The organism is Vibrio sp. 1CM24A (genome assembly GCF_023161725.1).
Lineage (GTDB): Bacteria > Pseudomonadota > Gammaproteobacteria > Enterobacterales > Vibrionaceae > Vibrio > Vibrio coralliirubri.
Map to the genome: position 1 here is coordinate 1 of NZ_JALNTS010000017.1, position 13,023 is coordinate 13,023.

The 13,023-nt window shown below is 46.2% G+C and carries 11 protein-coding genes and 1 tRNA gene; 9 read left to right on the plus strand and 3 right to left on the minus strand.

From position 1 onward, the window contains the following. A tRNA-Gly gene (locus MSG38_RS23415) sits at positions 1 to 76 on the minus strand. Positions 77 to 256: 180 nt separating this feature from the next. Next, the gene (gene orn, locus MSG38_RS23420; RefSeq protein ID WP_010434065.1) at positions 257 to 802 is read right to left on the minus strand and encodes an oligoribonuclease; all 546 of its coding nucleotides are present in this window, start codon (positions 800 to 802) and stop codon (positions 257 to 259) included. A 150-nt stretch (positions 803 to 952) separates the two neighbouring features. On the opposite strand from orn, the gene rsgA reads away from it, so the two are divergent. The 5 genes from rsgA to MSG38_RS23445 all read left to right on the plus strand — a co-directional run bounded on the left by rsgA (position 953) and on the right by MSG38_RS23445 (position 8,001). After that, positions 953 to 2,008, plus strand: coding sequence for a small ribosomal subunit biogenesis GTPase RsgA (gene rsgA / locus MSG38_RS23425; protein ID WP_017061306.1), 1,056 nt, complete (start codon positions 953 to 955; stop codon positions 2,006 to 2,008). 125 nt (positions 2,009 to 2,133) lie between these two features. Beyond that, positions 2,134 to 3,054 carry an archaetidylserine decarboxylase gene (gene asd, locus MSG38_RS23430; protein WP_050633683.1) on the plus strand — a complete coding sequence of 307 codons (921 nt, stop codon included), beginning with the start codon at positions 2,134 to 2,136 and terminating at the stop codon, positions 3,052 to 3,054. Positions 3,055 to 3,362: 308 nt separating this feature from the next. Continuing rightward, positions 3,363 to 4,778, plus strand: coding sequence for an SLC13 family permease (locus MSG38_RS23435; RefSeq protein ID WP_017061303.1), 1,416 nt, complete (start codon positions 3,363 to 3,365; stop codon positions 4,776 to 4,778). Between the two features lie 292 nt (positions 4,779 to 5,070). Beyond that, positions 5,071 to 6,951 (plus strand): methyl-accepting chemotaxis protein, encoded by a 1,881-nt coding sequence (locus MSG38_RS23440; RefSeq protein ID WP_248402748.1) that lies wholly within the window; start codon positions 5,071 to 5,073, stop codon positions 6,949 to 6,951. A gap of 162 nt (positions 6,952 to 7,113) precedes the next feature. Then, complete coding sequence (locus MSG38_RS23445; protein WP_248402749.1) at positions 7,114 to 8,001, plus strand: DMT family transporter; 888 nt, start codon at positions 7,114 to 7,116, stop codon at positions 7,999 to 8,001. A 109-nt stretch (positions 8,002 to 8,110) separates the two neighbouring features. On the opposite strand, the gene epmA is transcribed toward MSG38_RS23445, so the two are convergent. After that, on the minus strand, positions 8,111 to 9,082 hold the full coding sequence (gene epmA, locus MSG38_RS23450; protein ID WP_248402750.1) for an elongation factor P--(R)-beta-lysine ligase: 972 nt from the start codon (positions 9,080 to 9,082) through the stop codon (positions 8,111 to 8,113). Between the two features lie 451 nt (positions 9,083 to 9,533). Here epmA and frdA point away from each other — a divergent pair, with 451 nt between their 5' ends. The 4 genes from frdA to frdD are packed head-to-tail and all read left to right on the plus strand — an operon-like array spanning position 9,534 to position 12,905. Beyond that, positions 9,534 to 11,357: a fumarate reductase (quinol) flavoprotein subunit gene (frdA, locus tag MSG38_RS23455; RefSeq protein ID WP_065677188.1), complete on the plus strand. Its 1,824-nt coding sequence runs from the start codon at positions 9,534 to 9,536 to the stop codon at positions 11,355 to 11,357. Then, positions 11,357 to 12,121, plus strand: coding sequence for a succinate dehydrogenase/fumarate reductase iron-sulfur subunit (locus MSG38_RS23460; RefSeq protein ID WP_009847917.1), 765 nt, complete (start codon positions 11,357 to 11,359; stop codon positions 12,119 to 12,121). Before frdA ends, MSG38_RS23460 begins: the two co-directional genes overlap by 1 nt. A gap of 1 nt (position 12,122) precedes the next feature. Then, positions 12,123 to 12,506 carry a fumarate reductase subunit FrdC gene (frdC, locus tag MSG38_RS23465; RefSeq protein ID WP_248368721.1) on the plus strand — a complete coding sequence of 128 codons (384 nt, stop codon included), beginning with the start codon at positions 12,123 to 12,125 and terminating at the stop codon, positions 12,504 to 12,506. A 12-nt stretch (positions 12,507 to 12,518) separates the two neighbouring features. Next, on the plus strand, positions 12,519 to 12,905 hold the full coding sequence (gene frdD, locus MSG38_RS23470; protein ID WP_059021694.1) for a fumarate reductase subunit FrdD: 387 nt from the start codon (positions 12,519 to 12,521) through the stop codon (positions 12,903 to 12,905). The last annotated feature ends 118 nt before the right edge of the window (positions 12,906 to 13,023 follow it).

Here is a 13,023-nt window from a genome sequence, read left to right on the forward strand (position 1 = left end):
TGGAGCGATACATCGGGTTCGAACCGATGACCTCAACCTTGGCAAGGTTGCGCTCTACCAACTGAGCTAGTATCGCAATCTGAAAACGTCTTTCGCCGTTCAGGGCTGCGAATTATAAGAGCATTTTTTTGTGATGCAAGTCCTTAATGCAAAATTACGAAACTTTTTACTCAACTGCTGTAAAAGCACACAAATTTGCAAAAAAAACGGCTCTTATGTCCCTGAAAAGTTAGATAAACGTGATCATTTTATTCGACTAGATGTTAATAATCGTTTTTCGGTAGTACTGCAGCTCGGCGATCGACTCTCGAATATCGTCTAACGCAAGGTGACTTCCCGACTTAGAAAAACCATCTAACACTTCAGGTTTCCAGCGACGAGTCAGCTCTTTCAGAGTGCTTACGTCAACATAGCGGTAGTGGAAGTACTCTTCTAACTCTGGCATGTGCTTGTATAGGAAACGGCGGTCTTGACCAATGCTGTTGCCACAAATTGGTGACTTACCTTTTGGTACCCATTTTTCAAGAAACTCAATCGTTTGTTGGATGGCATCTTGCTCTGAAACCGTACTTTCTTGAATTCGCTTCACCAGGCCGCTGCCAGTGTGCGTCGTTGTGCACCACTCGTCCATCTTGTCCAATTCACTCTGAGGTTGGTGAATAGCCAAAACAGGTCCTTCAGCCAGGATGTTAAGCTCACTATCAGTAACGATAGTAGCAATTTCAATGATTTTATGAGTTTCAGGATCAAGTCCTGTCATCTCTAGATCAACCCAAATAAGGTTCTGATCGCTAAAGGACATAAGGCGTCGCCTATTTGTTTATGTGTAAAAGAGGTACTATACCCAAATAACTATACTCAAACTAGCATTAGGACCATCGAAATCACGTGGTACCAACAACATCCTGTTTGAGTCCCCAATCATCAAGTTAGATGTGTTAAGTGAAAAATTGTGGCTAAAAAAAAGAAGTTAACCAAAGGTCAAGTACGTCGTGTACGTAGCAACCAGAACAAGCGACTCAAGAAAGAAGATTCTATCCAATGGGATGAGAACATGCTTGGCGGAACCAAAAGCGGACTCGTGATTACGCGCTTTGGCCAACATGCTGATATCGAAGATCTTGAAACTAACGAAGTTCATCGTTGTAACTTACGCCGTAGTATCGAGACTTTAGTTTCTGGTGACCGAGTGACTTGGCGCGCAGGCTTAGAATCCATGGCCGGCATTTCTGGCGTTGTGGAAGCGGTTGAGCCGAGAACTTCAATGCTGACTCGCCCTGATTACTACGATGGCTTAAAGCCGGTAGCTGCAAACGTCGACCAAATGGTTATCGTTTCGGCAGTGCTACCAGAGCTATCACTTAATATTATCGACCGTTACCTAATTGCTTCAGAAACAGTGAACATCGCGCCACTTGTTGTACTGAACAAGGTCGATCTACTGACTGATGAGCAGATTGCTGAATATCGTGAAACACTTAAAGAGTACGAGAAGATCGGCTATAAAGTGATGTTCGTGAGTAAAGAGTCTGGCTACGGCATCAAAGAGCTGGAAGCTGAACTCAAAGACCGTATCAACATCTTTGTTGGTCAATCGGGTGTGGGTAAATCAAGCCTAGTGAATGCATTAATGCCTACGCTAGACATTGAAGAAGGCGAAGTCTCTGAGAACTCAGGTCTTGGTCAGCACACAACCACGGCAGCTCGTTTATACCACTTCCCTTCTGGTGGTGATCTGATTGATTCACCAGGAGTACGTGAATTCGGCCTATGGCATTTAGAAGCTGACGAAATCACTGAAGCCTTTATCGAGTTTAAGCCTTACCTTGGCGGTTGTAAGTTCCGTGACTGTAAACACATTGATGACCCAGGCTGTATCCTGCGCGAAGCCGTAGAAAACGGAAAGATCAGTCGATTACGTTTCGACAACTACCACCGCATCATTGAAAGCATGGCGAGTAACAAAGATAACCGTCAGTATTCACGCAACAAAAAAGCCGATCTCTAATCGCGTTTTTGTGAACAAATGTGTGCATTTACTGACAATTGGCGCGAATTTAAGTAACATCTCGCGCCCTAAACCGTCATCGACAGGTTTAATTGAAAAACAATTAGCATTGGAAAATTAATACAATGGATAAGATTAAAGTTGGATTGCAGTACTGGATTCCACAACATGGATTAACTCGCCTAGTCGGCAAACTTGCGTCTGCTAAAGCGGGCGGCTTAACGACAGCGATCATCAACTGGTTCATCAAGCAATACAAAGTGAACATGGATGAAGCTCTGCATAGCGATCCAAAACACTTTAAAACATTCAATGAATTCTTCGTGCGTGAATTGAAAGAAGGCATGCGTCCTATCGCTGAAGGGGAGTCTGTTATTGTTCACCCTGCAGATGCACGTGTAAGCCAATTTGGCCCAATTACTGACGGTCAACTGATTCAAGCGAAAGGCCATAACTACTCAGCTCGCGAGCTATTGGGTGGTGATGCTGCGCTAGCGGATGAGTTTACAGACGGTGAATTCGCAACGCTTTACCTGTCTCCAAGTGATTACCACCGCGTGCACATGCCATGCGACGGCACACTGCGCCAGATGATCTACGTTCCAGGTGACCTTTTCTCAGTTAACCCGTTAACGGCAGAAAACGTTCCAAACCTATTCGCACGTAACGAGCGTGTGGTTTGTATCTTTGATACTGAGTTTGGCCCAATGGCACAAGTGCTGGTTGGCGCAACTATCGTTGGCAGCATCGAGCAAGTATGGGCTGGTACCATTACTCCACCTCGTGGTAACTCAGTTTACAAATGGGATTACCCTGCACAAGGTGACAAAGCAATCATCTTGAAGAAAGGCGAAGAGATGGGCCGCTTTAAGCTTGGTTCAACCGTTATCAACCTGTTCGCTAAAGATGCGATCAAGTTTGACGACACGATGAAAAATGGTGAGAAAACGGTTCTTGGTACACCTTTCGCGCACATTGCAGGCAAAGAAGCACAAGCAACTGATAATGCTGCTGCCGACTCTACTGAGAACACAGACCAAGCGTAACTCTCAGAGTTAATTCATTAAGCTTTCAAGGCGCGTTACTTTTTCTATTTCAGAGAAGAACGCGCCTTTTTCTTAGCTCCACCGATTCGTTTGCTACTCAAGCTCTAACAACCCAAGCTTTCAAACCTCAAGCCCAGACACCTGTTGCTTCTCACTCTTGCTTCTAACTGCCTAGAAAAAGATTGACCAAAAACAAAACAGTTGCCGAAACCTTAAACAACTTTTTGATTTTCCAACCCGTCTCCAAGTACCAGAAATCCAGATAACTTACTCTATTTGAAGATATTTTATTTATAGGGTCTTTGTACATGCCTAAACTCAATGTTGGCGTTCTGGTCAAGCTGTTGATTTGTTTTGCGATTCCCTTAGGCGTGTTATTCATGCCGATAGATTCAATACCAATCGATGATCTCACGCTGATTCAACATCGCTTGTTGGCAATATTCTTGTTGGCCGCTCTACTGTGGGTGCTTGAACCTGTTCCGGTATTCGCCACTTCAATTTTGATCATTGCGCTTGAACTGGTGATGATATCTGACAAAGGTTTACACCTATTTAGAAATCCACCAGCGGGGCACGATCTCGGTGAGTTAATCAAATATACCGACATCTTCGGTGCATTTTCGTCACCGATCATCATCCTTTTCATGGGTGGTTTTGCTCTTGCGATATCCGCATCCAAGTATGAACTCGATAACAACCTAGCGCGAGTATTACTCAAACCATTTGGCACAGAGCCGCGCTTCATTATGCTAGGTTTAATGCTGATCACCGCCGTGTTCTCAATGTTCATGTCAAATACCGCAACGACGGTAATGATGCTTGCGCTGTTAGGCCCGATCGTAGCTTCTGCACCAAAAGGTGATATGGGGATTAAGGCGCTCGTATTGTGTATTCCAATTGCTGCCAACACCGGTGGTATTGCGACACCCATCGGTACACCACCCAATGCCATCGCGCTGCAATACCTAACCGGTGAAAACACCATCGACTTCCTCAGCTGGATGATGATGGGCTTACCCTTTGTGATCATCCAACTCACCATCGCTTGGTTTCTTCTACAAAAACTCTTCCCTTCTAAAGAAAGAAACATGGTGCTCAAGCTCGATGGACAATTTAGAAAAAGCTGGCGAGCGATTGTGGTTTACATCACCTTCGCTGCGACAATCTTATTGTGGATGACCACCAAACTGCATGGCATGAACACCTATGTGGTCTCTATTATTCCACTGGCTGTGTTTACGCTCACAGGCATCATGGGCAAAGAAGAGCTCAAGCTGATCAACTGGGATGTGTTGTGGCTGGTCGCAGGTGGTATCGCGATTGGTATCGGCCTTGATAAAACAGGCTTAGCCGCTGCACTCGCACACGCGATTGACTATGAGTCACTGTCACCGGCGGCTGTGGTACTGACGTTATCTATTGTGTGTTGGTTAATGGCGAACTTCATGTCAAACACTGCGACTGCCAACTTGCTGATGCCGATAGCCGCTGCAATTGGTGCATCCATGGAAAGCCTAGTTGCGATTGGTGGCCTGCAAGGCTTGCTGGTTGTGGTCGCCTTCTCTGCGTCACTTGGTATGATTTTACCCGTATCGACACCACCAAACTCACTGGCCTACTCGACCGGGCTTATCGAAAGCAAAGATATGGCGAAGATGGGCATCATCTTAGGTATTGTTGGCTTGCTGATGGTTTACCTCGCCTTGTTTATCATCACCTAGTAAGCGTTAACGCTCACCTTTAATCCTAACTAAAGCGCTGAATGTAGATTTAGCGCTTTTTTCGATCTATACCACTCCATCTCAAGCAATTAACTGACATTTCAATCAATAGTTAACTGTGATATTACTTCACTGTTTTACAAAAATCAGAGTAAATATATTTAGAATTTATGATTTTAAACACAGTCATTCATCCTAAGACAGCGGCACTATACGCCTATCAGAGACACACCAATTCACCATCAAGTACGTCACTGTCGTTAGCATTTGTCTAATAAGAGAGGAATAAGCTGTGAGACATACTATTAAGTTTAAAATTCAGATCGCAATTGCGGTCATTATTGCCGTCGTGAGTGGCGCTCAAGCCTGGATATCTGTTAATCAGCTGACTCAAGAGACTGAAGTCGCGATCAACCAAGAAATGAAAAATGTCAGTGCTGGCACGACGAATTATATTGCCGATTGGCTCTCGACTCGCAGTGATATGATGCTTGCCAATGAATCGACTATTTCAAGCAACAGTAACTCTGACCGCGAGTTATTGATCACTAAACAAGCCGGGCAATTCTTGTCTGTTTATGCGGGATTCAGCGATGGCACTATCGCGTATGGCGACAAAGGTGAAGATTGGCCAGCAGGCTACGACCCACGCACCCGCCCTTGGTATAAAGATGCCAACGCAACATCAGACCTCGTCATTACTGAACCTTATCAAGACTTTGACGGCAGCATTGTCATCAGCTTTGCAAAAGCATTCAACGGTGAAAGACAAGGTGTCCTCGCGGCAGATTTAACTGTGACCAGCATTATCGACACCGTACTCAACGTGAAACTGGATAACGATGGCTTTGCGTTTTTAGTTGACGGTAACAACAACATCGTTGCCTACAGTGATGAAGAGCTAAGTCAGAAACCACTAACCAGTTTGAATCCGGAACTAACAGCCAACAAAGTGTCACAACTGATCCAAGGCCAAATGATCACTACGCTAACTTGGCCTGGCCAAGAGGATAAAATGGTCTACATTGCCAACGTCCCGAATACCGATTGGTCACTGGGTATTGTTATCGATAAAGAAATGGCGTTTTCCGCGGTATCTGACGCGATTCAGTTCATCTCCCTGACTTCTTTAATTTTGTACATCGTCATTTCGATTGCGAGCACAATGGTGATCAACCGCCTACTTTCCCCATTACAAACCTTATCAGAAGCACTGACTCAGCTTGCTCAAGGCAGAGGCGACCTCACTCAACGCATTGATATCACACGCATGGATGAGATAGGTAAGCTTGCTGAGCTTGTAAACCAGTTCTTAAGCCAAATGCAAAGCATGTTAAAGGGCGTTATTGAACACAGCCACGATTTAAACAATCATGCAGAGAAAGCCAATCAACTGGCGACCCAATCATCCATTCGAGTTGAGAATCAGCAAAACGATATCAATCAAATAGCGACCGCGATTCATGAGATGTCAGCCACGGCAGCTGAAGTGGCTAGCCATGCCGAACTCACGGCATCCGCTTCTCAAGCGTCAGCCACCGCTTGTAACGAAGGCCAAGAGGTTATTCAACAAAACCGCGATGCGATTACTGGCCTTGCAACTCAAGTTGAAGACGCTGCCAATGTTATTCGAGAACTGGAAAACAACGCGCAAAGCATCAATCAGATCCTATCCACCATTCAAGGCATTGCCGAACAAACCAACTTGTTGGCATTGAATGCCGCGATTGAAGCGGCGCGTGCGGGAGAGCAAGGTCGTGGATTTGCGGTTGTAGCCGATGAAGTTCGAGTGCTCAGCCAACGAACGCATGGCTCGACCGAAGAAATCCGCGTGATGATTGATACGCTGCAGAAGAATACCGAACATGCCGTTGAAAGCATGACCACCAGCACTAAACTGGCAGAAAACAGCGTTGGCTTCGCAGAGCAAGCTCATGGCAGCCTGACTAAAATCACTCAGGCAATCTCTGAAATCAACGATATGGCGCTGCAAATAGCGAGTGCTGCGGAAGAGCAACGCGCAGTAAGCGAAGATATCAGTCGCAATACGCAAGGGATCAAAGATGCCTCCGACGATCTTGCACAACAAGCTGAAAGCAGCCGCAATAGCTCAAATGAAATGAGTAGCGCTGCTGAGTCGATGCGCCGAGATGTGGAGCGCTTTAAGGTATAACTCATCTCAAGCAACATAAGTTAAACCTCACCATCGAGCGGCCGGTGACGTAAACCGATAACTGAAACAAAGTGGTTCTTTTCATAAGAATCACTTTGTTCTCAGTCCGGTTTAATGCATATTGATGAGCTTATTTATCCCAGACACAAGGATGTTATTCAGATGGGATTCGAATGGTTGGCTCTTGCTGCCGCTTTTCTTTGGGCCATCGCGAGCCTGATGTCAGTAAAGCCTGCTCAACACTTAGGTTCTTTCGCCTATAGCCGATGGCGCATGGGTTGCACTGCTATCATCTTATCGAGCATGGCTTGGTTTACTGGCGGTTGGTCAACGGTCGAAGCAGACCTCGTCACGCCGATGATGCTGTCTGGGCTAATTGGCATCTTCATTGGTGATACCGCCCTATTTGCTTGTTTGAACAGAATGGGACCGCGCCAAGCAGGTTTGCTGTTCTCTTGTCACGCTGTGTTCTCGGCGATTCTTGGTTACTTCCTGTTTAGCGAAAGTATGACTTCGGTGGAGCTGATTGGCTCAGCTTTGGTGTTCAGTGGTGTATTAACCGCGATATTCTTTGGTCGTCGAGGACAAGCCAACAACCAACTCGAAACCATCAAGGGCACTGTGTGGATTGGTGTTGCACTGGGAATTACAGCTGCGATTTGCCAAGCACTGGGTGGCATCATCGCAAAACCCGTGATGCAAACCAGCATAGACCCTGTTGCCGCTTCAGCAATTCGTATGATCACCGCTTTTGTTGCTCACTCCGCATTTCGCTTAACGGGCGCCAAGCTCTCACGCGCAATCAACCCGATGAATGGTCAAATATTTGCGATTACCGCAGTGAACGGATTTTTAGCGATGGCGGTGGGAATGACGCTGATCTTGTATGCGCTTCAGGAAGGCAATGTCGGCATGGTTGCTCTGTTATCTTCAACCACACCAATCATGTTGTTACCAATACTTTGGCTGTACACCAAACAGAGACCAAATGCCTACGCTTGGATAGGTGCCATTGTTGCAGTGGTCGGCACTGGTATTCTTGTTAGATAGTGGTACTGGTATTCTAGTCAGCTAGCTAGTGAAGTTAATTGGCAGCTGATTGGAAACTGAGAATTAATAGCTAATGACTATTCACTCTCAGTAAAACAAAATCAAAAAGCTAAGAGCGCGGGAACGGAAAAGCCGTCACATCATCGATATGGTCATAACCTAATGCCAGCATGATCAGACGATCAATACCTAAAGCAACACCCGCACAGTCTGGTAAGCCCGCTTTTAATGCCTCAATCAAGTGATGGTCAATCGGTTGAGGCGATAAGCCCATCTCAATACGTTTGGCATTGTCATCTTCAAAGCGCTTGAGCTGCTCTTGTGGCTTGTCTAGTTCATGGAAGCCGTTTGCCAATTCAATGCCTTTGAAATACACCTCAAAGCGATCGGCTACTCGCGAATCATTCGGGTTAATCTTGGCTAATGCCGCTTGTGAAGCCGGAAAGTCATAAACAAACGCAGGGACTTGTTGTCCTATTTTGGCTTCAACCCCAATACTAAACAGCAACTGCAGCAAGGTATCACGATCTTCTTCAGGGTCAGCTATATCGCTGAGCCCAAGTTTTGCTGCGGCTTGCTTTAGCGTAGCCATCGAATCTTCCAGGGGACACACACCTAACACGTCAATAAAGGCTTGTTGGTAAGTCATTCGCTCTGCTGAGCCCGATTTAAGTACCTGCTGTAACAGCAGATCCATTTCATCCATCAGGTCATGATGATCAAAGCCAACTCGATACCACTCCAACATAGTGAACTCAGGGTTGTGATAACGGCCATTTTCTTCGTTACGGAAAGATTTACAGATTTGGTAGATACAGCCACTGCCCGCCGCTAATAGACGTTTCATATGAAACTCAGGGCTGGTCATAAAGAACAGTGGCTGACCGTGTGCATAACCCGGTCCTACGAATTCAGTTTTGAACGTATGCAAATGCACGTCAGTCACCGTGGCGTGGCTCATCGCCGGCGTATCCACTTCCATCACGTTTCGCTCAGCAAAGAACTGACGAATTTGATTAAGGATATCAGCACGTTGCTTTAACTGTTTAATGGTTGCGGCCGGTTGCCATGTAGAGTGCATTATTGAGTTCCATATTACTGAATTCTAGGCGACGAAAATTACCACCTTTCATCGCTTTTGTAAGCTTCTATCTTTCTATTCGTGAAAGCAAAATGTTGTTTTAATGAAGCCAGAAAATTACGTTCTACAATACAATTATCGATACAGATTTCACATCGACATTGATAACAAAAATCATACTCAACAAGCCGTTAACACCCGTCCTGTGGGTTAATCGTTATCAACAATTCATTGCCGTGATTGCAGTCACATAACCTATAATTTCTATGCCTCCATATGCATTACCGACCTAAAAACCCAAATGCATCAACTTTTCGAATACCTTCCTCTCTTACACTGAACCTACCACTTAAGGCTTAGGGGCGCTAAATGGTTCCTACGATTTAGAACCTCCTAAATAGGCTTTTTATAATTACAAGCGGAATACTCCGCATCACACTGGAGAATAACTGTGAAGACAATTACCACAGATATCGCAGTCATCGGCGCAGGCGGCGCTGGTCTTCGTACAGCTATTGCTGCGGCTGAAGCTAATCCTGAACTGGAAGTAGCACTGATTTCTAAAGTTTACCCAATGCGTTCGCACACGGTAGCGGCAGAAGGCGGTTCAGCAGCGGTAATTAAAGACGAAGATAGCCTAGATAACCACTTCAACGATACTGTTGGTGGTGGCGACTGGCTATGTGAACAGGATGTTGTTGAATACTTTGTTGAAAACTCGACTCGCGAAATGATCCAAATGGAACAATGGGGCTGCCCATGGAGTCGTAAAGAAAACGGTGAAGTAAACGTACGCCGATTCGGCGGTATGAAGGTAGAGAGAACGTGGTTCGCAGCGGATAAAACCGGCTTCCACATGCTTCATACTCTGTTCCAGACTTCGATGAAGTACGACACAATCAAACGATTTGATGAGTACTTTGTGGTGGATTTGCTCGTTGAAGATGGCGAAGTACAAGGCCTAATCGCGATTCACATGTCTGAAGGTGAGCTTGTTACCATCAAAGCAAAATCTGTTGTTCTAGCAACCGGTGGCGCAGGTCGTGTTTACCACTGTAATACCAACGGCGGCATCGTAACTGGTGACGGTATGGCAATGGCTTATCGCCACGGTGTACCACTGCGTGATATGGAGTTCGTTCAATACCACCCAACAGGCCTACCGGGCACTGGCATCTTGATGACCGAAGGTTGTCGTGGTGAAGGCGGTATCATCGTCAACAAGAACGGCTACCGTTACCTGCAAGATTACGGCATGGGCCCTGAAACTCCAGTGGGCGAGCCGAAAAACAAATACATGGAACTGGGTCCTCGTGACAAAGTTTCTCAAGCATTCTGGCACGAGCAGCAGAAAGGCAACACCATCAAGCACCCACTTGGTGATGTCGTACACCTTGACCTTCGCCACCTTGGTGAAGAGTACCTGCAAGAGCGTCTTCCGTTCATCTGTGAGCTGGCAAAAGCGTACGTAAACGTAGACCCAGCAAAAGAGCCAATCCCAATTCGCCCTACCGTTCACTACACCATGGGTGGTATTGAAACTAACGGTACCTGTGAAACTCGTATTAAAGGCCTATTCGCCGTTGGTGAATGTGCTTCAGTTGGCCTACACGGTGCAAACCGCCTAGGTTCTAACTCTCTGGCTGAGTTCGTAGTATTTGGTCGCGTAGCCGGTGAAGAAGCCGTGAAACGTGCAGCTGAATTCAAAGGCTGGAATGAAGAGTCTATCGCTAAGCAAGTTAAAGCGGTTGAAGATCGCATAGCCGGTCTACTAAACCAAGAAGGTGATGAGAACTGGGCTGATATCCGTACTGAAATGGGTCACACCATGGAAGCGGGTTGTGGTATCTACCGTCAAGAAGACTTGATGCAAAAGACCATCGACAAAATCACTGAACTGAAAGCGCGCTACAAGAAGATCAGCATTAAAGACAAAGGCAAAGTGTTCAACACAGACCTACTTTACGCTATCGAAGTGGGTTACGGCCTTGAAGTTGCAGAAGCGATGGTTCACTCAGCGATCCTTCGTAAAGAGTCTCGCGGTGCACACCAACGTCTAGACGACAACTGCACAGAACGTGATGACGTGAACTTCCTGAAACACTCTCTATCTTTCTACAACGAAGATGCAGCACCAACCATCGACTACAGCGGCGTTAAGATTACTAAATCTCAACCTAAAGCTCGTCTATACGGTGAAGCAGCCGAGAAAGCCGCTGCCGCTGAAAAAGCAGCAGAAGAGAATGCGAAGAAGAGCGAAGAGGAGCAAGCATAATGTCAGCGAATCGAATCCAAAAAATTGAAATCCTGCGTTATGACCCTGAGCACGATGCAGAACCTCACTTTCAAACCTTTGAAGTTCCGTTTGATGAAACCATGTCAGTGCTTGATGCGATCGGTTACATCAAAGATAACCTAGATAAAGACCTGTCTTACCGTTGGTCTTGTCGTATGGCGATTTGTGGTTCTTGCGGCATCATGGTTGATGGCGTGCCAAAACTGGCATGTAAGAGCTTCTTACGTGACTACCCGAATGGCTTCAAGATTGAGCCTTTGGCTAACTTCCCAATCGAAAAAGATTTGATTGTCGACATGACGCCGTTCATCGAACGCCTTGAAGCAATCAAGCCTTACATCATTGGTAACGACCGTAAGCCAGAAGACGGCACTAACATTCAGACTCCTGAGCAAATGGCGAAGTACAAACAGTTCGCTGGCTGCATCAACTGTGGTTTGTGTTACGCAGCGTGTCCTCAGTTTGGTCTAAACCCTGAGTTCATTGGTCCTGCGGCACTTGCTCTTGCTCACCGCTACAACCTAGATAGCCGTGACAATGGTAAAGCTGAGCGCATGAAGCTTATCAATGGCGACAACGGCGCTTGGGGCTGTACGTTTGTAGGTTACTGTTCTGACGTTTGTCCGAAGAAAGTAGACCCAGCAGCAGCTGTAAACCAAGGCAAAGTTGAGTCTTCAATGGACTTCGTTATCTCGATGTTCAAGCCAGACGGATCGCAAGTAAAAACAGCAGAGGAGGCATAATATGAGCAATCGTAAGCCTTATGTTCGTGAGATGAAGAGAACGTGGTGGAGCAACCATCCGTTCTACCGCTTCTACATGCTACGTGAAGCGACTGTACTGCCTTTGATTCTATTCACTCTGTTCCTAACCTTCGGTTTGGGTTCGCTAGTGAAAGGTCCTGAAGCGTGGGAAGGTTGGTTGAGCTTTATGGCTAACCCTGTCGTTGTTGGTATCAACATCGTGGCACTGCTAGGCAGCTTGCTGCACGCTCAAACCTTCTTCAGCATGATGCCTCAAGTGATGCCAATCCGTCTTAAAGGCAAATTGGTTGATAAAAGAATCATCGTACTGACTCAGTGGGCAGCGGTGGCTTTTATTTCTTTAATCGTTCTTGTTGTGGTGTAAGGAGCTTTCGTTATGAACACAAATTACAAAGTAAAACCTGTTAACCACAATCCGAAGCGCTCTGATGAACCAATCTGGTGGGGCCTATTCGGCGCTGGCGGTACTTGGTTCGCGATGATCACACCAATCACGATTTTAGTGCTGGGTATCTTAGTGCCTATGGGCATTATCGATGCAGATGCAATGAGCTACGAGCGTGTTTCTGAATTCGCCACCAGCATTATCGGTGCGTTATTCATCATCGGTACGCTAGCACTGCCAATGTGGCACGCAATGCACCGTCTTCACCACGGCATGCACGACCTTAAGTTCCACGTCGGCGTTGCGGGTAAAGTGGGTTGCTACTTCGTTGCAGGCCTAATCAGCGCGTTATCTGTTATTTTCATCTTTATGATCTAAAAGCAGATACGGGATTCGAGCAATCGAGTATCGAAGAGCTAAAAGCAGATGCGAGATTCGAGTAATCGAGTATCGAAGAGCTTAAAAGCAGATGCGGGATTCGAGTAATCGAGTATCG